The organism is Nesterenkonia sp. AN1 (assembly GCF_000582475.1).
Lineage (GTDB): Bacteria > Actinomycetota > Actinomycetes > Actinomycetales > Micrococcaceae > Nesterenkonia > Nesterenkonia aurantiaca.
Window position 1 is genome coordinate 43,397 of record NZ_JEMO01000002.1, and the last position, 22,431, is coordinate 65,827.

The following is a 22,431-nucleotide window of genomic DNA, read 5'->3' on the forward strand; positions in this document are numbered from 1 at the left end:
GGGTGAACAGATCCGGAGCGCCACGCCCACCGTCAACGTAGAACCGAAGACTTCATCCTGTGGCGAACTGACCGCGCTCATACAGACATCACCGAGCCGCGCTGGATACGCTGGAGTTTCTCAGGCCGAACCAGGATCACCACAGGGAGCGTCCGATGAGCCAGAACAACTCCGGCAACAACGACCAGGGCAACGGGGAAGACCCACGTGACCCCATGGAGGAGTTCTTCAAACAGCTCTTCGGCGGGCAGATGCCCGGCCAGACCCCCGGCGATGACGCGGACAAGGACGACGCCGCCAAGCGTGGTCCCAGCATCGGGTTCACCGGCACCCCTGGTGCGCCTGGTGCAGCAGGCTCCGGCGAGGCGGGCGGGTTCCCCGGCTTCCCTCCCGGTTTCGACCCCTCGCAGATCCCCGGCATGGCCGATATGAACCCGCAGATGATGCAGCAGATCATGGGACAGGTCCAGTCCATGTTCTCCGCCATGCAGAACCCCTCCGAGGAGGACAAGGGGCCGGTCAACTGGTCCATGGCGCGCCAGGCCGCACGTCAGGCCGCCGCCGGAGATGATCCCAGCGTCTCGGCCGCCGAGCGTAAGGAGATCGACGACGCGCTGCGCCTGGCTGACATGTGGCTCGACGGCGCCACCACTTTCGAGACCGCCGGGCAGATCGGCCAGGCCTGGTCCCGCGCCCAGTGGGTGGAGGAGACCTTCGAATCCTGGAAGCGGCTGACCGAACCGGTGGCCGAATCGGTCTCCAAGGCGCTGGGCAGCGCCATCAAGGATCAGCTCGGCGAACAGGGCTCCGGGCTTCCCCCGGAGCTCGAGTCCATGATGGGCGGAGCCGGAGCGCAGCAGATCACCGGAATGATCGAGTCCATGGGCGGCATGGCCTTCGGCATGCAGCTCGGCCAGGCCGTGGGTGCACTCGCCAAGGAGGTCGTCTCCTCCTCGGACACCGGGCTGCCGCTGGCCGGTAACACCACCGCGCTGCTGCCCAAGAACGTGAGCGAGTTCAGCAAGGGCCTCAGCGTGGACAAGCGCGAGGTGCTGCTCTACCTGGCGCTGCGTGAAGCCGCCAGGATGCGCCTGTTCAACAACGCCCCCTGGCTCGAGCAGGACCTGTTCAACGCGGTCGGCCAGTACGCCGCAGGGATCCACATCGACATGGACCGGATTGAAGAGGCCGCCAGCCAGATGGATCCGAACAACCCGGAGGCGATGAACTCGATCCTCGGGGAGGGCCTCTTCCCGGAGGAGCGGACCCCCATGCAGGAGGCCGCGCTCAAGCGGATCGAGACCACCCTGGCGCTGGTCGAGGGCTGGGTGGACGACGTCGTCACCCAGGCCGCCGAACACCTGGAATCGCTGTCCCGGCTGCGCGAGACGATGAACCGCCGTCGTGCCTCCGGGGGACCGGCGGAGGACACCTTCGCCGCGCTGGTGGGACTGGAGCTGCGCCCCCGCCGACTCCGTGACGCCGCCGCCCTCTGGGCGCACCTGCGCGAGACCGAGGGGATGTCCGGCCGCGATGAGGTCTGGGGTCACCCCGACGTCCAGCCCGACGAGAAGGACCTCGACGATCCCACCGGCTTCCAGCAGCGCCGCGCGGAGCGCCAGGAAGAGACCGCGAAGATCGACGAGGAGCTGCAGAAGCTCCTCGACGGCGGATACGACGGCAAGTCCCCGGGGGCCTGACGTCATCTTCCAGGGACGCTCGTCACAGGTGAGATGATGGATGCCGATCATCATGACTGAGCGCACCCTGAAACCGAAGAGGCCGAGCCTGCGGAGAAGCCTGCAGGCGGTGGCCGGCACGTCAGCGCTCATCATCGGGCTGCTCAGCCTCCTCCTGCCCAGCCCCTACCTGGTGGAGAGCCCTGGCCCGATCTTCAACACCATCGGTGAGATCGAGGATCAGGCCGTCATCTCCGTCAACGGAGAAGAGACCTTTCCCACGGAGGGTTCGCTGAACCTGACCACCGTGTTCGTCGCCGGTGCCCCCACCTCCACGGTGCGGGTCCCGGAGGCCGTCACAGGGTGGCTGAACCCGGGCACCGACATCCAGCCCCACGAGCTGATCTACCCCTCCGGCACCACCGCGGAGCAGGTCCAGCAGCAGAACACCGCCGCGATGACCAGCTCCCAGGACCTTGCGGTGGCTGCCGCACTCAACGAGCTGGGCATCGACTACGACCAGCAGCTCTCCGTCATCGACTTCACCGCCGAGGCGGTCGAGGTCGGCACCGACGACCAGCTCCAGCCCGGTGATCAGGTCACCGCCGCCGCCGGCAGCTCCATCACCGGACTTCAGGGACTGCGTGACGCAGTCAACACCGCCGCAGGTCAGCCGGTAGCATTGACAGTGCTTCGTGATGGCGAGGAGCTCGACTACGAGGTCCCCACCTATCAAGAGGCAGATGGCGACTACTACGTGGGAATCATGCTCGGGAACGAGTTCGTGTTCCCCGTGGACGTCGACATCGAACTTGACGGCGTCGGCGGTCCCAGCGCGGGGCTGATGTTCACTCTCGGCCTCGTGGACTCGATGACCGAGGGGTCCATGACCGGCGGCGAGGACTGGGCCGGCACCGGCACGGTGGATCCGGACGGTACGGTCGGACCCATCGGCGGCATCGCCCAGAAGGTCGTCGGGGCGCGGTCCCAGGGGATTGAGAACTTCCTCGTCCCGGCCGCGAACTGCGCGGAACTCGATGGGCGGGTGCCCGACGGACTGGCGACCTACGCCGTCGAGGATGTAGCCAAGGGACACGCGATCGTCGAGGCGGTCCGCGACTCAGACGAAGACTTCCTCGCAGGGCTCGAGCCCTGCGGAAGCTGAACCGGGAAACCGGTCCAGCCGGGTCAGCCCGCTGACCCACCAGCAGCAGTGGTTCCTCACCGGCACCGAAGGACCAGAGGCACTGGAGAACTAGCAGCATCGAAGAACCAGCAGCACCGATGTATCCAAGCACATATATAGAGACGAGGGTTTATCCGTGAGTTTCTCTCAGGGATTCGGGTCCGCGAACCCGTTCGGCGGAGGCCTGTTCGGCTCCGGTCCGGGCGGGGACGGCGGCGACAACTCCGGCGGGTCCGGTTCCGACCGGCCAGCGAGGAGTTCCGGGCCGCGGCGGCCGTCAGCATTGGTGCTGACGATCATCATCATCGCCGCGCTGATCGGCATTTTTGTGGCGTCTTCCGGCTTCTACGCCGAGATCCTCTGGTTCAACCAGCTGGGCTATGAAGACGTCTTCTGGACCGAGCGCATCGCCCGGGGCGTGATCTTCCTGATCGCGTTCCTGCTCATGGCCGGCCTGGTCTGGCTCAGCCTGTTCCTGGCGTTCCGCAACCGGCCCCAGGTCCAGCAGAACCAGATGAACGAATCGGTGATCCGCTACCAGCGCACGCTGAACTCCATGCGTCGCCTGTTCATGATCGGCCTGCCCGTGCTGATGGGCCTCTTCGCAGGCACCGCGGCCCAGGGCAGCTGGGAGAACGTGCTGCTGTTCATCAACCAGCAGCCCTTCGGCATGACCGACCCCGAATTCGGAATGGACTTTGCGTTCTTCGTCTTCACCCTGCCCTTCCTCGGGTTCATCAACGGCTTCCTCATCTCGGCCGTCCTGGTCGCCGGCATCGCCGGCATCCTGACCCACTACCTCTTCGGCGGCATCCGCATCGAGGCCAACGGGAAGTTCGTGGTCGAGAGGGCCGCCCGCTGGCACATCGCCGTGACCGGCGCACTGTTCCTGCTGCTGCAGGGCGCGAACTGGTGGCTCGACCGCTACGCCACCTTGCAGAACCAGAGCGGCACCTGGGCCGGCGCGCTCTACACCGACGTCAACGCCGTCATCCCGGCGCAGGCGATCCTGGCCGTGGCCGCGGTGCTGGTGGCAGCGATCTTCATCGTCACCGCCATCACCGGGCGCTGGCGCTTCTCGATCATCGGTTCGGCCATGCTGCTGATCACCGCGATCATCGGTGGCGGACTGGTCCCGTTCTTCGTCCAGGAGTATCAGGTCCAGCCTTCGGAGCGGACCCTGGAGACCCCGTTCATCGAGCGCAACATGGAACTGACCCGTTACGCCTATGGCCTGCATGAGATCGAGCAGGAGAGCTACGACGCCGACGCATCCGCCACACCGGGTGCGCTTGCGGAGGATGCTGCCAATACGCAAAACATCCGACTGCTGGATCCGAACCTGGTCTCTGCCGCATTCGGACAGTTCCAGCAGTTCCGCCAGTACTACTCCTTCCCTGAGACGCTGAGCTTCGACCGCTACGAGATCGACGGCGAACGTCGCGACACGGTCATCGCCGCTCGTGAGCTGAACGTGCCCACCGACGCCTCCTGGGTCAACCGGCACTTGATCTTCACCCACGGCTACGGGCTGGTCGCGGCCAACGCCAACACCGTCACCCCCGAAGGGCGCCCCAGCTTCACGCTGCAGGGCATCCCCACCCGTGGTGAGCTCGCCTCGGATGAGGACTACGAGCCGCGCATCTACTTCGGTCAGAACTCCCCGGAGTACTCGATCGTCGGCGCACCCGAGGGAGCAGATCCGCTGGAGCTCGACCGTCCGGCGTCAGCCGACTCCGAGACCGAGACGGTCTACACCTTCGAAGGTGAGGGCGGTCCCTCCGTGGGCGGCCTGTTCAACCGTCTGGTCTTCGCCATCCAGTTCCAGTCCCCAGAGATCCTGCTCTCCGGCGACATGAACGAAGAGTCGCAGATCCTCTATGACCGGGAGCCGCGGGAGCGGGTGCAGGAAGTCGCACCGTTCCTCGACGTCGATCAGAACGTCTACCCGGCGATCGTCGACGGCCGGGTGAAGTGGATCGTGGAGGGTTACACCACCTCCAACGACTTCCCGTACTCGGCCCAGCAGCAGCTGGAGCAGGCCACCACCGATACCCTGACTCAGGGAGCCCCGATGCTCACCGGCCAGGTCAACTACATCCGCAACTCGGTGAAGGCCACCGTCGATGCCTATGACGGCTCGGTGGAGCTCTACGCCTGGGACACCGAGGATCCGATCCTGCGGGCTTGGCAGCAGGTGTTCCCCGAGGCTCTGCAGCCTTACGAGAACATGTCGGCTGAACTGCTGGATCACGTGCGCTACCCCGAGGACATGTTCCGGGTGCAACGCGAGCTGCTCGGTCGCTACCACGTGACCGACCCCGGCACGTTCTACGAGAACAACGACGCCTGGTCCGTTCCCTCGGACCCGACGGTCGAGGACGAGAACGCGATGGCGCAGCCGCCGTACTACATGACGCTGCAGATGCCGGACCAGGAGGAGCCGTCCTTCTCGCTGACCGGCACGTTCATCCCGCAGATCGCCGAGGGCGCCCAGCAGCGCAACGTGCTCTACGGCTTCCTCGCCGCCGCAGGCGATGCCGGCACCGGCGAGGACGGGGTCAAGGCGGAGGACTACGGTCAGCTGCGGCTGCTCGAGCTTCCGCGTGACACCGCAGTGCCTGGCCCAGGCCAGACTCAGGCGAACTTCGACTCCAACTCGCAGATCTCGCAGGAGCTGAACCTGCTGCGTCAGGGCGCGTCCGAGGTGATCAACGGCAACATGATCACCCTGCCTGCCGGTGGCGGCATCCTGTATGTCCAGCCGGTCTACGTGCAGTCCACCGGCGCCGCGGCCGCCTACCCGGCGCTGCGCAAGGTGCTGGTCGCCTATGGCGAGGAGGTCGGCTTCGCCGACACCCTCGACGAGGCCCTCGACCAGGTCTTCGGCGGCGACTCCGGTGCGGCTGTGGCCGATGGCGCAGGCGTCACTGGTGACGCCGTGGACTCCGAGATCGACGTGCCCGAGGGTGACGCCCCAGCCGAGGACGAGGCCGCCACCGAGGATGAGGCGCCTGCTGAGGAAGAGGCCACCACCGAGGACGAGACCGACGCCGAGGAGACCGAAGGTCCCACCGCGCCGACCGGTCCCGCTCAGGAGCGTCTGAACGACGCCCTGGATCGCGCAGGCGAAGCGCTCCAGGACTCGGATGAGGCACTCTCCGACGGTGACTTCGCCACCTATGGCGAGGCCCAGGAGCGGCTGCAGCAGGCCATCGATGATGCCCTGCAGGCCGAGGCTGACCTGGAGGAGTGATCCTCCGGAGCTGATCTGAAACCCGCAGAATCTCCCCGTTCGGACCCTCCTGGTCCGGACGGGGAGGCGGGTGTCAGAGGTCACACACCAAGTCGTTCATTCTGATTTTGCACACAGGAAATGTGTGCGTAGACTAAACAAGTCGCAACGCGGGGTGGAGCAGTTCGGTAGCTCGCCGGGCTCATAACCCGGAGGTCGCAAGTTCAAATCTTGCCCCCGCAACGAGATAAGGCCCTCGACCTGGTAACACCAGGTCGGGGGCCTTTTTGCTGTCCCAATCGGATTCAAGGCTCCTCATCGAGCCAGGTGGATGTTCGTCAGAGGATCGAGATTTCTTGCTCGAGCTGTCGGACCCTGGCGCGGGCTGCGAGTAGCTCAGCCGATTCCTGGGTCGTCTGGCCGGAGCGGAGACCGTGATCGATGTCGTCCCGGCGGAGCCAGGAGTGTAGTGTGAGCGACGCCGCGACGACCCAGGCCATCCACCGGCTCTTTCTCTGAGTTTCCGGCATGGGATGGTCACAGCGGGTACTTGGTCCCTGTCTCGGCGGTGGATCCGCGGGTAGCGTCGGGCCCAGACCTCCGGATCCTGTCCGAGGAACCGTCCGATGCGGCAGGACCTGGCATAAGCGGAAGCGGGACCCCATGGTGGTGGCAGCGACGGTACTGGCGATCATCATCATCTGGAGCGCGGTCTCCGGGCCGCTGGACCGGCGCGGAATCACTCCTGCACTGTTCCTCGCCGCCGCAGGCTTCCTGCTCGGCGGGTCGGTGCTCGGCGTTCTCGACATCTCGGTGGAATCAGAAGCGGTCCACCGGGTGGCAGAGCTCGCGCTCGTTCTCATCCTGTTCAGCGACGCCACCCGGCTCCACTTCGGAGCGCGTCGCGCCACGCGGGGATGGCCCAGACGGCTGCTGCTGATCGGGCTGCCTCTGACGATGCTCGCCGGCATCGGCGTCGGGGCGCTCATCTTCCCCACCGTTGCCCTTGCCTCCGTGTTCCTGCTCGCCACGATGCTGGCACCCACCGACGCGGCGCTGGGCCAGAAGGTCGTCTCCGACCCGGCGGTGACGCCCCGTGTGCGGCACTCGCTGGATGTGGAGAGCGGCCTCAATGACGGACTGGCGGTGCCCTTCTTCCTGGTGGCACTCGAGATCGCGAACGCGGAGCTTCAGACCAGGGTCATCTCTGCGGTGATCAGCAACATGATCATCCAGATCGGCTGGGGGCTCACCGGCGGGCTCGCTGCCGGCGTCCTCGGCGGGCTGCTGTTCCGCTTCGCGGAGCGGCGTGGCTGGATCAGGAGCGAGTGGCGTCAGGTGCTGCTACTCTCGACGGCGCTGCTCGCCTACACGATGGCGCTGACGCTCGGTGGCAGCGCGTTCATCGCCGCCTTCGTCGGCGGGCTCGCCTTCGGCAGCGTCTCGGGGGCACAGGCGTCGGCCGTCATCCCGCTCACCGAGGAGACCGGCGGTCTTCTCGCAGCCGTCGTGTGGATCGGATTCGGAGCACTCGCCTTGACCCTGGTCATCCCGAACATCACCTGGCAGGTGTTCCTCTATGCCACGCTCAGCCTGACCCTGATTCGAATGGTCCCGGTGGCGATCGCCTTCGCCGGCCAGGGGGTCCCGTGGCAGACGGTGGTCTTCATCGGGTGGTTCGGTCCGCGCGGACTGGCCTCGCTGGTGTTCGCGCTCATCGTCCTCGAGCGCGGGGTCCCGGAGGGCGAAGTGGTGCTGACCACGGTGGTCGTCACCATCGCGCTCAGCGTGGTCCTCCACGGACTCAGCTCTGTTCCGCTGGTGGCGGCGTATCACCGCTGGTCCGAGGACCACAACGGCGGCGACGGCCAGGAGCAGCCCTCCCACATCCCGCTTCCCTGATCACTGCGCCGCCCCCGACTGTTCATGCGCTGCTGCCGACGCCCGATGTTGCGCCGGCTCAGCCTCCACGGAGGGCGGCCGCCGCAGCAGTTCGAGCAGCAAGATGGCGAGGAGGGCACCGCATACGGTCCACAGGATCACCTCTGGGGTCAACGGCCTCATGAGCAGCACGACCGCGGCGCCGATGACGGCGATGCCGATCCGGATGTAGCGGCGGGCTCGGTGGAGGAACGTGCCGAACCGGCCGGTGCTGGCCCCGGCCTTCTCTGCTGCCACACGGAGGTGTTCTGCCGAATCAACGGTCAAGCGTCGGACCGCGATGGCCCCGCGGAACGGACCGGCGAAGTAGCTGACGGCCGCGAGGGTGACGCCAGCTGTGCCGACGGCGAGCGCCGTGGAGTAGAGCAGGGGCACCAGGCGTCGTAGATCGCCTCGGCGGCACCCGAGGGCATGTATTGCGGCGAGACCGTGGCGACCGCGAGGACACGTCCCAGCGCCACGCCGATCGCGAGCAAGGCCATAGCGAACGCCAGGCCGACCCCGGCCCAGATCAGCGCCTTCGCCCTCCGCCCCGCGACGAGGACGCCGACTGCGATCAGACCGATGCTCACCCAGGGGAGCACGAAGCCGAGCACATCCACTGCCTGGTAGGCGGTTCGTGCCTGGACGAGCTCATCGGACTGCGCGAGGACGACCGTCCTATCGACCTCGGGGATCCGCTCGGCCAGCGCGAACCCCTGCGCGGTCAGCTGTTCCTTGACGGAGGCGACGAGGGGTCCGAGCTGGATGCCGACCTCGCCGGATTCGTTGATCACGACGGCGCCGGAGGTGTCTCCGCTGAGCGCGGAGATCAGCCGGGCGTGGCTGATCCGCAGCGCCTGGTCCCAGACCTGCTCGAAGGTGTCAGAGGCGATGAGCCGCTCGGTGGTGGAACGGATCTGTGACTGCGCGCCTTCCACCGCGGGCTGTTCGAGCAGCTGGAGCGCGTCGGAGGCCCGGGGTGGAAGGTCGAGGGTCGCGATCCCGTCGAAGAGGTCTGAGGTGACCGTCTCGAGGTCGATCTCCTCGTTGATCGCCACGGTGATCTCCTCGACCAGGAAGGCCTGGAAGGCGGGATCCTCCACGATCGGGGCCATGGTGGCGACGAACTGATCGGTGTCGGTGACCTCGGCCTTCGTCCACGCGGCGACGAGGGCGAGCGGGGCCATGAGCACACCGAGCAGGATCAGCAGCGTTGCGAGGAACGCGCGTCCCCCTCCGGTCCGGCGTGTGCGCGTGGGCGGCGGCTGCACCGGCTGGGTCTTGAGCTGTGACCGCAGCCTGGCGACCTCTTCAGACAACCTGGCGATCTTCTGGTCCCGGGTCTCTGTGGCGTCCATGTGCTCTGCGCCTCTCGATCTGGAGGATGGCGGGACTCAGCGTCAGCGCGAGGATCGGCGGAGGCTGAACGGCCGCTGGTGTCTCCACCATGCACTGGTATCCCCACCATGCAGCGCCCCGCGGCGCGCGAGTAGAGCCGTAGGTCCCCTCGGCCGCAGCGTCGGGCCTGTGGCAGAGTGTCGTGCACCGACACGGTGGTGGGCAGAGTCAGGAGGAGCCGGACCGATGAGACGCCAGAGACTCGAGCGCCACCAGGTCTGGCTCTACCTCGGCGCCGTCCTGCTGGGACTGGGCCTGGGCACGCTGGCCCCGCAGCTGGCCGGCACCGCCGATGCGCTGCTCTGGCCGGTCCTGGGGCTGCTGCTCTACGCGACGTTCACCCAGGTGCCGATGGCGGCGGTACCCACAGCGTTCGCCGAGGGGCGCTTCATGGCGGCGGCCCTGCTCGGGAACTTCGTCCTGCTCCCCGCAGCGGTCTGGGCGATGGTCCAGTTCCTCCCGGATGATCAGGCCCTCCAGCTGGGCCTGCTTCTGGTGCTGCTGGTGCCGTGCACCGACTGGTTCATCAGCTTCAGCCAGCTGGGCTCAGGCGACGCCGCCCGGGCGACCGCGCTGACCCCGGTGCTGCTGGTGCTGCAGCTGCTGCTCCTGCCGTTGTACCTGTGGCTGATCTCAGATGCTGACCTGCGGGTGGTGTTCTCACCGGCAGACATCTGGCCCGCCGTCGTCGTGGTGCTGCTGCCGCTGGGACTGGCCGTCCTGACCGAGGCCTGGGCCGGACGCCGACCGGCGGTGGCTGCCGCCGTCGACCGCCTCGGGTGGGGGCCGGTGCCGCTGTTGGCGGTGGTGGTGCTGCTCGTCGCCGTCGCGAACGTCGGTGCGGTCCTTGCGGACCTGCATCTGCTGCCGATCGTCCTGGGAGTGGTTGCGCTGTTCCTGGCGACCAGCCTGCTGATGTCGAAGACCCTGGCCAGCGTGGCAGGCCTGGACCTGGCGCAGGGACGCACGCTGGCGTTCTCGATGGGCACCCGCAACTCCTTCATCGTGCTGCCCTTCGCGCTGGCGCTGCCCGCGGGCTGGGAGACCGCCGCGATCGTGGTGGTCATGCAGTCTCTGATCGAGCTCCTGGGCATGATCTTCTGCGTCTGGTTCATTCCGCGGGTGCTCTTTCCCGACGCTGGGCGACAAGCACGCAGAACCGGAGGAGGTGCGGGGTGAGCCGATCCCGCGCGTGCCGAGCCGGCGCGGGCCATGGAACCGCTCATGGACCCGAGGCGGTCCAGCCTCCAGCAGCGCCCGGAACTGCTCAGTAGGTGAAGTTGCGGCTCGCGGAAAGGTTGATGCCTTCACCGGTGAGCTGGTTCCAGCAGGACATCTGCGACTGGAAGGACGTGCAGGCGAAGAACTCGTTCGAGGCCGTCTGCCCGTAGCCCAGCACCTGCTGCCCCTGCTGGGGCACCGGATTCTCGCAATCGGGTTCCGCGGTGCGGTCCACTCGGATGGCGTAGGTGACACCCTCGGTGCACCCCTCGGGGGCGCTGAAGCTGTGCTGCAGCACCCGGCAGCGCAACGTGTCTGCGAGCTCGCAGACCACATTGCCATCGGGGGAGACGAAGGAGCTCAGCGGCTGGCCCTGCGCGGGGAAGGACGCCTGGATCCAGGCGGAGCCCATGTCTGCAACGGTGCCACGCAGCGCGTTGGGGGTCTGCTCTGACCCACGCAGGTCCAGGAACAACGCCGCCGCGTGAGTGTTGTCGCAGCTGTCCTGCAGCCCGATGAGTGCGTCTCGAACCAGGGTGGCGTCCTCTGACTCGACCCAGCTGCCGTTCTCCGAGGCCGCTGAGGCCAGTTCCAGGAAGACCTCGCGGTCCGCGGCGGGGGAGTCGCAGCTGGACTCCCCAGGAAGCGCAGCCACCGCGGCGCGCCGCTCGTCCGGAGTCGGAGGTTCCTCCGTGGGGCTCGGCTCAGGCTCCTCTGCGGACTCATCCTCAGCCTCCTGGGAAGACTGGGCCTGCGCCGGGGCTTCTGCGGCGGTGGTGTCCTGGGGGGACCCCCCGTCCAGCAGGGACAGCGCCAGAGCGCTCAGGGCGATCAGCACCAGGACAGGCAGCAGCACGGTGAGCAGGAACTTCGGAGCCCTGGAACGGCGCCTGCGAGGCGGTGCGGCAGACCTGACTGCGCCGGACCGGGCAGGCGCGGGGATCGTTGTATAACCGGCCCCGGTCGCACCGGCGTCGTGGGAGCCGGGGGTGAACCATTCATCGCGGGTGCTGCCGGCATAATCCTGGCCGGGTGCCGGGGGAGGGGCCGGGGGCCGGGGGAGTCGCATCTGCGGGGGTCTGCGCCGATGGCGCGCTCTGTGTCGGGGTGCCTGCAAGTGCCGGGGGAGTCGCCGGGTCCGCAGGCACCGGCTGCGCCGCAGCGGCTGCCAGGGCTTCGCGCCGTCGCGTCAGGGCCGCGTCGATCTCCGGGTCACCGAGGGAGGCGAGGGCATCGAGCAGCTCCGGGTAGGTGGCGGGGTTCTCCACGACGGTAGGGCGCAGGGCTGGCTGGTTCTCCGCGATCCAGTGCAGAGTCTCCCAATCCGTGCGCGGATCGGCGGCGATGCCGCTGAGCTCGTGATCGTTCGAAGCCATGCGTTCCTTTTCGGTCCCGACGACGCGGCACCAGGCCAGCCGTTCAGTGTGAACAATTCGTTGCGTCCGAAGTGTACTCTCGTCGCAGGAACCGGGTGAGGTGGCTCCAGATCAGTTCTGCAGCTGGTAGCTTTCGCGCGCCATGAAGAATCCGTTGCCGGTCTCGGTGTTCCAGCACTCGAAGCCGGACTCGGAGGAGACGCAGGCGAACCGACCATTGCTGGCCGACTGGCCGTACTGCAGGGTCGCCGAGTTCTCACCCTCGGTGCTGCCGCAGCCGAGCTGCGGATCCTCGGACCCCACCGAGAAGCGTGCAGGCCCGTCACAGTCCTGCGGAGCGTCGAAGCCATAGTCCAGGATGCTGCACTCGAGCTCGTCCTCCCCGATGGTGCAGTTGATGTTTCCCGAAGGTGCGGTGAACGCCGGGATGTCCTGGGCGCCCTCGGGTGCGGGGCGCACGATCTCTGCGTCGTCCTCCTCGGGGGCATCGGATTCGGTACCCTGAGCCCCTGCTTCGTCCGGGTCCTCGCCCGGTTCGTTCTGGTCCTGCTCATTCTGGTCCTGGGAGATCGAGGTCTCCTCGGTCGGCTCATCGTCGCCGCTGAAGACCCCGTTGAAGATCAGGAAGTAGGCGGCCACCACGGCGGCCGCGGCGACCAGCAGGATCAGGAAGATGATCGCGCAGGTGCCGCCGCGACGACGGCGCGGCTCCGGTTCGGCATAGGGCGCCTGGTTGGCCGGAGCTTCCCAGGGAGCGGGACCCGGATTGGATTCCCAAGGAGCCGGGCCGGTGGGGGCGGCGGGGTAGTAGCCGTGACCTGGCTGCGACTGCGGGTGGTCCTGCGGGCGCTCATCGCGCACGGCGGAGAACTCATCCGTCCCGGGGTCCGCCCGGGGGCCGGTTCCGGCAGCGCGTCGGGCCAGCGCGGCGTCCACGGCTGGGTCGTGGAGTTCGGCCAGCCACTGGAGCAGCTCGGGGTAGGTGTTGGGATTCTGCGCGATCAGCGGTCGCAGCTCGGGATGGTCTCCGGCGAGCATCTGCAGCTGGACCTGGGGCGTGTGCGGGTCCGCCGCGCGGGCAGCGGGGCCGGTGGGGCTCTGCCCGTGGTGTGGTCCGTCAGTCATGTGCTCTCCATGGTCGAAGGTTCCGCGTACGGCATCCTTGGGACATCATGCCCGAACCAGAGCTGATTTTCAGGTCAGCTGACCTTGTGCTCCGCGGTGATCTCGACGAAATACCGATGCAGCCGGTGATCCGGGGTCAGCTCCGGATGGAAGCTCGCGGCCAGGATCCGTCCCTGCCGAACCGCCACCGGCCGGTCCTGCCAGGAGGCGATGACCTCCACGTCGGTGCCCAGGGACTCGATCACCGGGGCGCGGATGAAGACGGCCTCAAACGGGCTGGTGTCGTCCCCGGGGAGTCCGGCCACCTGCAGTGGTCCGACGAAGGACTCCAGCTGGCCGCCATAGCCGTTGCGCCGCACCACGACGTCCAGGCCGCCGATGCGTTCAAAGCCGGTGAGCGCCTCGGCGTCGAGGATCTGATCCGCCATCAGGATCATCCCGGCGCAGGTCCCGAACATCGCCATGCCCTCGGCGTGCCGCTCCCGGATGGACTCCAGGAGCCGCACCGGGGCGGCGAGCCGGGCCATGGTGGTGGATTCCCCGCCGGGCACGATCAGCCCGTCAAGGCCCTCGAGCTCGGAGGGGCGACGCACGGTGGAGACCTCAGCACCGGCGGCGCGCAGGGCGCGGGCATGCTCGGCCACGGCCCCCTGCAGCGCCAGGACCCCGATGCGGGGTGTGCTCACCAGCCGCGCTCAGCCAACCGGTGCGGGGCCGGGAGGTCTGCGACGTTGATGCCGACCATCGCCTCGCCCAGGCCCTTGGAGGCCTCGGCGACCACGGCGGGATCGTCGTAGTAGGTGGTGGCCTTCACGATCGCGGCGGCGCGCTCTGCGGGGTTGCCGGACTTGAAGATGCCCGAGCCGACGAAGACGCCGTCGGCGCCCATCTGCATCATCATCGCGGCGTCGGCGGGAGTGGCCACACCGCCGGCGACGAAGAGGACCACCGGGAGGCGGCCTTCGCGGGCGATCTGCTGGACCAGCGCGTAGGGGGCCTGCAGCTCCTTCGCCGCCAGATAGAGCTCATCTTCTGCCAGCGAGGTCAGCCGGGCGATCTCACCGTTGATCGTGCGGATGTGCTTCATCGCCTCGGAGACGTCACCGGTGCCGGCCTCACCCTTGGAGCGGATCATCGAGGCACCCTCGGTGATCCGGCGCAGCGCCTCACCGAGGTTGGTCGCGCCGCAGACGAAGGGCACCTTGAACTTGGACTTGTCGATGTGGTGGATGTAGTCCGCAGGGGAGAGGACCTCGGACTCGTCGATGTAGTCGACCTTGAGGTGCTCCAGGATCTGCGCCTCGACGAAGTGACCGATCCGGGCCTTGGCCATCACGGGGATGGAGACCTCATCGATGATTCCGGTGATCAGGTCGGGGTCAGACATCCGGGCGACACCGCCGGTGGCGCGGATGTCGGCGGGCACGCGCTCGAGGGCCATGACAGCGACGGCACCGGCGTCTTCGGCGATGCGCGCCTGCTCGCGGGTGACCACGTCCATGATCACGCCACCCTTGAGCATCTGGGCCAATCCGGTGTTCACCGCGGTGGCACCTGTGGCGGCGGCAGTGTGCGAGGTGGACTCAGTGGTCACGGAGGTCTCCTGAAGGTTTGGGTTGCTGCGACGACAATGGGGAGTGAACGTCGCGTTCACTCCCCATTGTTCCATCACTTCAGCACCGCTGCCGAACCGGCGTCATACTGCGTTCAGGCGCGGTCGCGCTCCTGGGCCTCGAGCTGCGCGGTGTAGTCCTCGGTGGCCTGCGCATCGGAGGACCCTGCCTCTGAGGATCCGGCGCCCAGGGCCGCCGGAGCGGAGCTGCCGGACTTCAGCGCGGCGAGCCGGGCGTCGACCTCGGCCTGCTCGCCCAGATCCTCCAGAGACTCGAACTGCGCATCCAGTGAGGAGGCGGCCAGCTCGTTCTGCCCCCGCACCTTGGCCTCTTCGCGGCGGATCTTCTCTTCGAAGCGTCCCACCTCGGAGGTCGGGTCCATCACGTCGATGGACTTCACGGCGTCGTGGACCTGGGACTGGGCGTGCGCGGCGCGGGAGCGGGCGATCAGCTCGTCGCGCTTGGACACCAGCTGCTGACGCTTGGTCTTCATCTGCTCGAGACCGGTCTTGAGCCGGTCCACGATCTCGCGCTGGGAGGTGATGGTCGGCTCGGCAGACTTCGCCGAGGACTCTGCCTCCATCTGGCGCTGGATGGCGACCTTGGCCAGATTGTCGAACTTCTGCGCGTTCTCAGCGTTGCCGCCGTCGCGGAACTCGTCCGCCTTCCGGGAGGCGGCCAGCGCCTTCTGGCCCCAGGATCTCGAGTTCTCGAGATCCTCGCTGTAGTCGTCCTCCATCATGCGCAGATTGCCGATGGTCTGGGCGATCGCCTCTTCGGCCTCTGCGATGTTGTTGGTGAAGTCTCGGACCATCTGGTCCAGCATCTTCTCCGGGTCCTCGGAACGATCCAACATGGCGTTGACGTTCGCGCGGACCAGCTGGGACATGCGACCTAAAATGGACTGCTTGCTCACAGTGTTCACCTTTCCTTGTGCATCAATGTCTATCGATTGCTCACGTGGTCGATACTAGTCACGGGTTCTTCACACGGCCATGGCATGGCCCCGGTGAAGACTCAGAACATCCGACGACGGCGCCCGAAGCCGCCCCCGCCCATATGGCCATAGCCGCCCGGCATGCCGAATCCGCCGAATCCGCCGCCGTAGCCTCCGCCCCCGCCGCTGAGCGCGTCTTCAGCCGATTCCTGGCGGGCGATCTGAGCGGCCTGCACGGCCAGGGTCTTGGCCTGGGTGGCCAGCTCCAGCGCCTTGGCCGGTTCGCGGTCTCCGATGGCCTCCGCCTCGGCGAGGGTACGTTCGGCCTCCGCCATGCGAGTGCGCGAGGTGGCGCCGCTGCGCTTGGAGCGCAGGTAGTCCCGGGAAGACTGCACCTGGTGGCGTGCGGTGAGGATCTCGGTCTGCAGCACCTCACGGGCCCGTCGGTCCCGGGCCTGCTGGTCCCGGACCGCGTTCAAGGGCTCGTCGAGCTCGCGATGGGCGATCTCGAGCGAGTTCAGAAGCTCCAGCGGGTTGGTCTTGGACCCTGCGTCCAGCGCCCGGCGCACCTGTTTGACCGCGGCCTCGGCCGCGGCGATGGGGCCGGCGAGCTCCGCGGACTGGCCTGCCTGCATGGTGGCGCGCGCCTGGGCGATGTCCTGCTCGGTCTGGTCCAGACCGATGCCGAGGTTCTGCTCGGCGCTGCGCAGCCGCAGCTGGGTCTCTTCGAGGGATTCGATCAGCTTCCCGGCCTCCCCGGCGGCTTCCTCTCCGGCGTGGATCGCGACCACCGCATCGGAGGCTTGGGAATCGGTGAGCGCCTGCGCGGCGTCCTGGGCCGAGCCTTCGGCGTGCTGAAGGCTGCGCGCGGAATGGGCCAGGCCTTCGGTGAAGGAGGTGAGCGCCTCGTCGTCGTATTTGGACTGCAGGTTCGGGAGACGCTTCTCGGCCTCCGCCCGGCGGTCCCGGAGCTCGCCGATCCGGCTGCGCAGCTGCTCCAGGGCCGGACGCGGGTCCAGCTCGAGGCTGCGCAGAGACTCAAAGTCCTGGCGGTGTGACTCCAGGGTCTCGTTGACCCGCTGGCAGTTCTCGATGACCTTGCGCAGCAGCTCGCGGGCCTCGTGCTCGTCCTCCGGCGGATCCCGGTCCACCGTGTGCTGCATCCGGAAGGACTCCTGCAGGTGCTCCCGCGCCTCGTCCACGTCCTTCTGGAAAGGGGCGACCTGTTCATCGCCGTAGGCGGCGCTGGCGAAGAGGATCTCCTGTTCGGAGGAGTTCACCGCGTTGTCCGCCGCGATCAGCAGCGAACCGGCCTCGCGCCGAAGCTCCTCGAGGCTCATCGCAGCCAGCCGCCGCTCCTCCGCGGATTCGGCTCCGGAGTTCTTGCCGCCGGAGAGCTGTTGGTTGTTCGCGAAGCCCTGAAGCCGGCGGTTCTGCTTCTTGCCGCCGGAGAGCCACACCGCGCCCAGGCCGATCAGACCGAGGATGACCGCACCGATCAGCAGCGGGCCGATCACGATCATCCCGAGGCTGATGGGTGGATTGAGGACTATATCGGGCACCATGGGCCGAGTCTATAAGTGGCCTATGACATCGTCTATCAGCCAACGGTCAGCTCGTCTGTGGGCGTAGCAGGGGGCTCGCGGCCTGCGAGGTCAACGGTGGCGGGCGGATCGCAGTCTCCTGGAATCGTCCAGGAGGCATCCAGGCCGTTATCGTCGTCGATACAGGATGGGCGCTGACAATGGCAGTCGAGCCCGCGAGAGCATGCGTGTCCCGATCTCGCCGCCCCACTATCGCAGCGCAAGACCACAAAGGCAGGTTCCACCATGAGTTCAGATCCGCACAACGGCCCTCGCCGGGACGATGTTGACCCCCCGGAGGACGCCACCGCGCGGATCGATCCTGTCCCACCGGGACCGGTCTCTCCCGAAGCTGATGTGCCGGCCCAGGCCGGGGCGGAGTCCTACTCCGCGAACTGGCCCGCCTCGCCCTCCGGGACTCCCTCCTCCCAGCATCACCGCGCTGAGCAGGGCGGCTACGCCCCGGGCGAGCCAGGCCAGGGACAGCACCAGCCCCAGCACGGTCAGCCACAGCACGGTCAGGATCAGCACGGTCAGCCACAGCACGGTCAGGATCAGCATGGTCGGGATGCTCATGACCAGTACGCTCAGGATCAGTACGGCCAGGACCAGCATGGTCAGTACGGCCAGGATCAGCATGGTCATGACCAGTACGGTCAGCACGGTCAGGACCAGCATGGTCAGTACGGCCAATACGGCCAGGGTCAGTACGGCCAGGACCAGCATGGTCAGTACGGCCAGCCGCAGTACAACCAGGACCCCTCCTACGGCGGAGCGGCCATGGCGCCTACGGCGCCTACGGCGCCTACGGCGGGTACGGCTCGGGAGCCGCCTTTGCGCACCCCAGCCAGCAGCAGCCACGCGCCAGGCGCACCGTGGGCGTCGGCGGTCTCGCGCTCGCGGTGCTGCTCGCCGGGCTGCTCGGCGGTGGTGTGGTGGCCGGCACCCAGGCCGTGCTCGACGACGGAAGCATCAGCACCTCCTCCGCCGGAGGCATCGAGATCAACAACCCCGACTCCGCCACCGTGGTCACCGCCGCGGCCGCGAAGGCGTCTCCATCGGTGGTCACCCTGGCAGTCAGCGAAGGCGGCCAGGGTGGTTCGGGCTCAGGCATCATCCTGGACGAGGAAGGCCATGTGCTGACCAACACCCACGTGGTGACCCTCGGCGGGGCCGCCCCGGATCCCGACATTCAGGCCCGGATGAGCGATGGCTCGGTCTCCAACGCCACCCTGGTGGGCACCGACCCGCTGAGTGATCTCGCGGTGATCCAGCTGGAGGACATCGAAGGGATCCAGCCGGCCGAGCTTGGCTCTTCCGGGGATCTCAACGTCGGGGATCAGACCATCGCCATCGGTGCCCCGCTCGGCCTGGCCGGCACGGTCACCGACGGGATCGTCTCCACGCTGAACCGCACCATCTCGGTCGCCTCCTCCGCCGTGGAGGACGAGGGTGCCGACGCCCCGGAGGCACCTGAGGAGGGCAGCGAAGAGGACGGCTTCGAGTTCTACTTCCCTGACATGGAGGGTTCCCCCACCCAGGGTTCGATTCATCTCAACGTGATCCAGACCGACGCCGCGATCAACCGCGGAAACTCCGGCGGCGCCCTCGTCGACGACGAGGGCCGGGTGATCGGCGTCAACGTGGCCATCGCCTCCTCCGGGGGAGGCGCCGAGTCCGACGCCGGGTCCATCGGTGTGGGCTTCGCGGTGCCGATCGACTATGCCCAGCGGGTCGCGCAGGAGCTCATCGATACCGGTGAGGTCTCGCACGGGCTGCTCGGCGTCACGGTCGCGGCCGCCGGCTCCCAGGAGGTCCCGGACGAGACCGATACCGGACTTGCTCCGGTGATGCCGGGCTTCACCGTGGGCGCGCTGATCGATGACGTGCCAGGAAACACCCCGGCCGCCGAAGCGGGGCTTGCCACCGGCGACATCATCACCGCGGTCAACGACCGGCGGATCGAAGACTCGCTGGCGCTGACCGCCACGATCCGCGAGTACGCGGCCGGGGAGACCGTGACGATCAGCTACACGCGGGACGGCCAGCAGGAAGAGACCGAGGTGACCCTTGGCGCGACCTGAGTCTGAGTCGTTCCCAGCCGGTTCTTCGCAGACTGCGATGTCGGCAACCCCCGGATCCTCCACCCGTGCCGGGCTGACCACCCCCGCCGCGCTGGCGGCGGAGCACGAGGTCCGCCGGGTGCTCGCCTTCGGGGCTCATCCCGATGACATCGACTTCGGCGCGGCCGGCAGCATCGCGGCGTTCACCGCGGCTGGGGTGCAGGTGACCCTGTGCCTGCTCACCGCCGGGGACGCCGGGGGCTTCGAGCCCGGGCGCGACGGTGCCGAGCTGGCCCGAGTGCGGGAGGCCGAACAGCGTCAGGCGGCCGCGGCACTGGGGGTCCACGAGGTGATCCTGCTCGACGAGCGCGACGGCTTCGTCGCGCCCACCGCCGAGCTGGTCGGAAAGATCGTGCGGATCATGCGCCAGGTCCGGCCAGAGGTGGTCGTCTCTCCGCATCCCGAACGCGCCTGGGACCGGCTGCAGAAGTCGCACCCCGATCACCTGGCCTGCGGCGAGGCCGTGGTCCGCGCCGCCTACCCCTCCGTGGAGAACCCCTTCGCCTACCCGGAGCTCGCGGCCGCGGGGCTCGAGGCCTTCAAGATCCGGCATCTGCTGCTCACCACAGCGCCGCAGGAGCGGGTGAACCTCCGGCTCGACGTCTCGGGTCAGGAGTCGGTGAAGCTGGATGCGCTGCGGGCGCACTTCAGCCAGCACCCCGACGCCGAGCGGATGCAGAATTTCGTGCTGGAGCAGATGCGTGAGATCCACGGGGCCGGCGGCTTCGCCGAGGAGTTCCACTGGGTCACGGTCAACGCCCCGGACACGATCAGCGGGTTCTGACCCCTGACGGCAGTGATCCCGACCGGCGGTGACTCAGACCGGCGGTGACTCCGACCGGCAGTGACTCAGACCGGCGGTGATTCCGACCGGCGGTGACTCAGACGTTGCTGACGAGCACGCCGTCGGCGTCGGACCACAGGGTCGCCCCGGGCACGAAGCTGACGCCGCCGAACTGGACCGGCACATCGACCTCGCCGGCTCCGTCCTTGACCGACTTCCGCGGGTTCGAGCCCAGCGCGCGCACCCCGAGGTCCATCTCGGCGAGCTGCTCACGGTCACGGATCACGCCGTGGATGACCACCCCGGCCCAGCCGTTCTGGATCGCGGAGGCGGCGATCATGTCACCGATCAGGGCCGAGTCCAGCGAGCCTGAGCCGTCGACGACGAGCACGGCACCGTCACCGGGGGAGTTCAGCAGCTCTTTGACCAGTCCGTTGTCCCGGTGGCAGCGGATGGTCCGGATCGGGCCGGTGAATCGGGCGCGGCCGCCGAGGTTCAGCAGCTGCAGCGAGAGCGACTGCAGCGACTCGTCGGCGTCGTAGAGATCGCAGGTCGCGAAGTCAGCACTGCCGGTGGTGGGTGTGGATTCTGCGCTCATCAGTCCTCTTCCTCCTGATCGGCGGACCCGCCGTACTGCGGGCCGTCGGTGACGCGTTCACGCATCTCGATCTCGCCGACGGTCTCGCCCATCGGGCGCTCCTCGCCGCGGATCTGTTCAACCGTGATCTGCAGCGCCCGGTTCGATTCGATATTGCGCAGGGTCACGATCTCTTCCTCGAGCTCCGCGGCGGTGAAGTTGCCCAGCGAACTGGGCTGGGCGTCGTCGCGCGGCATGAGCCAGAGCTGGTAGGTGGTGTCGCCCTCGAGCTCCCCGACCTCGGAGAAGTCCACATAGCCCACATTCTCAGCCTCGGAGATCACCGCCCGTGCGGTGCCACCCTCGGCGAGCTCGATGCCGTCGACCACCCGCGCCTCGGGGTCCCCGTCGGCCGTGGCCTGCACGTCCTGGCCGATGGTCAGTCCCCAGATCAGCAGGACCGCGGCCAGCACGACGACGGCGAGCCCGCTGACGATCATCCAACGCTTCACCACCGGCTCGCGCTTGGGAGCCACCTCGGTGTGGCTCGAGATGGACTCCACCATTCCCATGCCCACCTCCTGGTCGGAGAGGTTGTAGAGCACCTCCTCGAGCAGCTGACCGGGCGGGACCACCGGGTATGCGGTGAAGATCTCGGCGAGCGTGCGCCGGGCCGAGAGCACCCGGGTGTCCCAGGCGCGCGCGGTGGCCTCGTCGGCGGTCAGGGCGGCCTCATCCAGCACCGCGCGCTCCCGGTTGTCGATGGCGTCCAGCGCGTAGACCTCGGCGAGCTCCACGAGCAGTCCGTGTTCGACGTCGGCGCCGATGTCCTCGGTGAAGTTCCGGTTCACCGCACCGGAGCGTTCCACGTCCTTCTTCGTCACCGCGGCCCGCAGGATCGGATCGAGCTCCGCCTCGCGGGTGGTGCGTCTGGTGTGCATCCGGGTCATGCCGTCGCGCAGTCGGGACTTCACGGCCGGAACGGCTGCGCCCACCGCGGCGCCCACCTGCTGGTGCGTGTCGCCGGCGAGGTAGCTCAGCGCCAGCGCCTGGGACTGCGAGTCCGAGAGCACGCTGATGTCCTCGATGATCTCCTCGGGAAGACCGGCGATCCCGCCTCCCTCATCGGCCGGGACCACTGCGAGGCGGATCGGTGTGGCCAGGCCCTCGCGGAAGCGCTCCACGAAGATCCGGTGCGCCAGCGGGACCAGCCATTCCAGGACCAGCTCGTATTCGGTGGGCCGGTAGGCGTCGTCGGGGCGATGTTCCTCGGCGGCGTGCTCGTCGGTGAGCAGCTCCGAGGCCTGGGACTGCAGCCGGAGGTCTTGGGCGCGCTCGTCGGCCTGGTCCCAGAGCTGGTGGTAGACCGCCAACATGGAGGCCTGCGCCCCCTCAGGCTCTTCGTGCATCAGCAGCGCCAGCCCGTAGACCACATCGGAGGTGGCCTCGTAGAAGGTGGCGAAGGAGGGCTGGTCGCCGCGGGCGGAACCGGCGAGGAGCTCGCTCAGCCTCGGATCGTGCGAGGACTCGGCGGAGTCGGGCCGGCCGCCGACGTCGTCGTTGCCGGTGGTGTCATGGACGGACCCGCGGTCGTGTTCTGCGCGGGTCAGGTCGCCGTCGGGGAGGTCTTCGGGGTGATCCGATGCAGAGCGGTCAGAGGCGGTGTCCATG

The 22,431-nt window shown here is 67.9% G+C and carries 19 protein-coding genes, 1 tRNA gene and 1 pseudogene; 8 read left to right on the top strand and 13 right to left on the bottom strand.

The annotated features are described in order from the left end of the window. The first annotated feature begins 155 nt into the window (after window positions 1-155). The 4 genes from BG28_RS01805 to BG28_RS01820 all read left to right on the top strand — a co-directional run bounded on the left by BG28_RS01805 (window position 156) and on the right by BG28_RS01820 (window position 6,343). Entirely contained in the window at window positions 156-1,700 is a 1,545-nt protein-coding gene (locus BG28_RS01805; RefSeq protein WP_036473660.1) for a zinc-dependent metalloprotease, read from the top strand. A 52-nt stretch (window positions 1,701-1,752) separates the two neighbouring features. After that, on the top strand, window positions 1,753-2,844 hold the full coding sequence (locus BG28_RS01810; RefSeq protein ID WP_036473725.1) for a PDZ domain-containing protein: 1,092 nt from the start codon (window positions 1,753-1,755) through the stop codon (window positions 2,842-2,844). A gap of 157 nt (window positions 2,845-3,001) precedes the next feature. Beyond that, on the top strand, window positions 3,002-6,121 hold the full coding sequence (locus BG28_RS01815; RefSeq protein WP_084479321.1) for a UPF0182 family protein: 3,120 nt from the start codon (window positions 3,002-3,004) through the stop codon (window positions 6,119-6,121). Between the two features lie 148 nt (window positions 6,122-6,269). Further along, window positions 6,270-6,343 (top strand) — tRNA-Met (locus BG28_RS01820). Between the two features lie 98 nt (window positions 6,344-6,441). Here BG28_RS01820 and BG28_RS14055 read toward each other — a convergent pair. Next, window positions 6,442-6,576: pseudogene (locus BG28_RS14055) on the bottom strand (IS3 family transposase); the annotation flags it as partial. 187 nt (window positions 6,577-6,763) lie between these two features. On the opposite strand from BG28_RS14055, the gene BG28_RS01825 reads away from it, so the two are divergent. After that, window positions 6,764-8,002, top strand: coding sequence for a sodium:proton antiporter (locus BG28_RS01825; protein ID WP_036473661.1), 1,239 nt, complete (start codon window positions 6,764-6,766; stop codon window positions 8,000-8,002). Here the strand turns inward: BG28_RS01825 and BG28_RS14060 are convergent, their stop codons facing one another. After that, window positions 8,003-8,278 carry a hypothetical protein gene (locus BG28_RS14060; RefSeq protein WP_051500823.1) on the bottom strand — a complete coding sequence of 92 codons (276 nt, stop codon included), beginning with the start codon at window positions 8,276-8,278 and terminating at the stop codon, window positions 8,003-8,005. It lies immediately after the preceding gene. Between the two features lie 26 nt (window positions 8,279-8,304). Further along, window positions 8,305-9,381, bottom strand: a complete 1,077-nt coding sequence (locus BG28_RS01830) for a hypothetical protein (protein WP_051500824.1) — start codon at window positions 9,379-9,381, stop codon at window positions 8,305-8,307. 226 nt (window positions 9,382-9,607) lie between these two features. On the opposite strand from BG28_RS01830, the gene BG28_RS01835 reads away from it, so the two are divergent. Then, window positions 9,608-10,600 (top strand): bile acid:sodium symporter, encoded by a 993-nt coding sequence (locus BG28_RS01835; protein ID WP_051500825.1) that lies wholly within the window; start codon window positions 9,608-9,610, stop codon window positions 10,598-10,600. 88 nt (window positions 10,601-10,688) lie between these two features. Here BG28_RS01835 and BG28_RS01840 read toward each other — a convergent pair whose 3' ends face one another. From BG28_RS01840 to BG28_RS15595, 8 genes are all read right to left on the bottom strand, one after another. Further along, window positions 10,689-11,498 (bottom strand): hypothetical protein, encoded by an 810-nt coding sequence (locus tag BG28_RS01840; protein WP_036473662.1) that lies wholly within the window; start codon window positions 11,496-11,498, stop codon window positions 10,689-10,691. 142 nt (window positions 11,499-11,640) lie between these two features. After that, window positions 11,641-12,018, bottom strand: coding sequence for a hypothetical protein (locus tag BG28_RS01845; RefSeq protein ID WP_036473663.1), 378 nt, complete (start codon window positions 12,016-12,018; stop codon window positions 11,641-11,643). Between the two features lie 111 nt (window positions 12,019-12,129). Continuing rightward, a complete protein-coding gene (locus BG28_RS01850) occupies window positions 12,130-13,143 on the bottom strand; it encodes a hypothetical protein (RefSeq protein WP_036473665.1) in 1,014 nt (337 codons plus the stop codon). 74 nt (window positions 13,144-13,217) lie between these two features. Then, window positions 13,218-13,829 (bottom strand): pyridoxal 5'-phosphate synthase glutaminase subunit PdxT, encoded by a 612-nt coding sequence (gene pdxT / locus BG28_RS01855; protein ID WP_036473668.1) that lies wholly within the window; start codon window positions 13,827-13,829, stop codon window positions 13,218-13,220. Further along, window positions 13,826-14,812 carry a pyridoxal 5'-phosphate synthase lyase subunit PdxS gene (gene pdxS, locus BG28_RS01860; RefSeq protein WP_084479324.1) on the bottom strand — a complete coding sequence of 329 codons (987 nt, stop codon included), beginning with the start codon at window positions 14,810-14,812 and terminating at the stop codon, window positions 13,826-13,828. The genes pdxT and pdxS overlap by 4 nt, the downstream gene beginning before the upstream one ends. 38 nt (window positions 14,813-14,850) lie before the next feature. Then, window positions 14,851-15,672: a PspA/IM30 family protein gene (locus BG28_RS01865; RefSeq protein ID WP_036473670.1), complete on the bottom strand. Its 822-nt coding sequence runs from the start codon at window positions 15,670-15,672 to the stop codon at window positions 14,851-14,853. 101 nt (window positions 15,673-15,773) lie between these two features. Next, on the bottom strand, window positions 15,774-17,258 hold the full coding sequence (locus tag BG28_RS01870; RefSeq protein ID WP_152539182.1) for a hypothetical protein: 1,485 nt from the start codon (window positions 17,256-17,258) through the stop codon (window positions 15,774-15,776). 270 nt (window positions 17,259-17,528) lie between these two features. Beyond that, window positions 17,529-18,002, bottom strand: a complete 474-nt coding sequence (locus BG28_RS15595; protein WP_036473672.1) for a hypothetical protein — start codon at window positions 18,000-18,002, stop codon at window positions 17,529-17,531. 149 nt (window positions 18,003-18,151) lie between these two features. Between BG28_RS15595 and BG28_RS01880 the strand changes: the two genes are divergently transcribed. Both BG28_RS01880 and BG28_RS01885 read left to right on the top strand, forming a co-directional pair. After that, the gene (locus BG28_RS01880) at window positions 18,152-19,360 is read left to right on the top strand and encodes a S1C family serine protease (RefSeq protein WP_235180920.1); all 1,209 of its coding nucleotides are present in this window, start codon (window positions 18,152-18,154) and stop codon (window positions 19,358-19,360) included. Between the two features lie 37 nt (window positions 19,361-19,397). After that, window positions 19,398-20,183: a PIG-L deacetylase family protein gene (locus tag BG28_RS01885; RefSeq protein ID WP_084479326.1), complete on the top strand. Its 786-nt coding sequence runs from the start codon at window positions 19,398-19,400 to the stop codon at window positions 20,181-20,183. A 97-nt stretch (window positions 20,184-20,280) separates the two neighbouring features. Here BG28_RS01885 and rraA read toward each other — a convergent pair whose 3' ends face one another. Next, window positions 20,281-20,781 (bottom strand): ribonuclease E activity regulator RraA, encoded by a 501-nt coding sequence (gene rraA, locus BG28_RS01890; protein WP_036473674.1) that lies wholly within the window; start codon window positions 20,779-20,781, stop codon window positions 20,281-20,283. Then, window positions 20,781-22,430, bottom strand: a complete 1,650-nt coding sequence (locus BG28_RS01895) for an anti-sigma factor domain-containing protein (protein WP_036473676.1) — start codon at window positions 22,428-22,430, stop codon at window positions 20,781-20,783. Before BG28_RS01895 ends, rraA begins: the two co-directional genes overlap by 1 nt. Between the last annotated feature and the right edge of the window lies 1 nt (window position 22,431).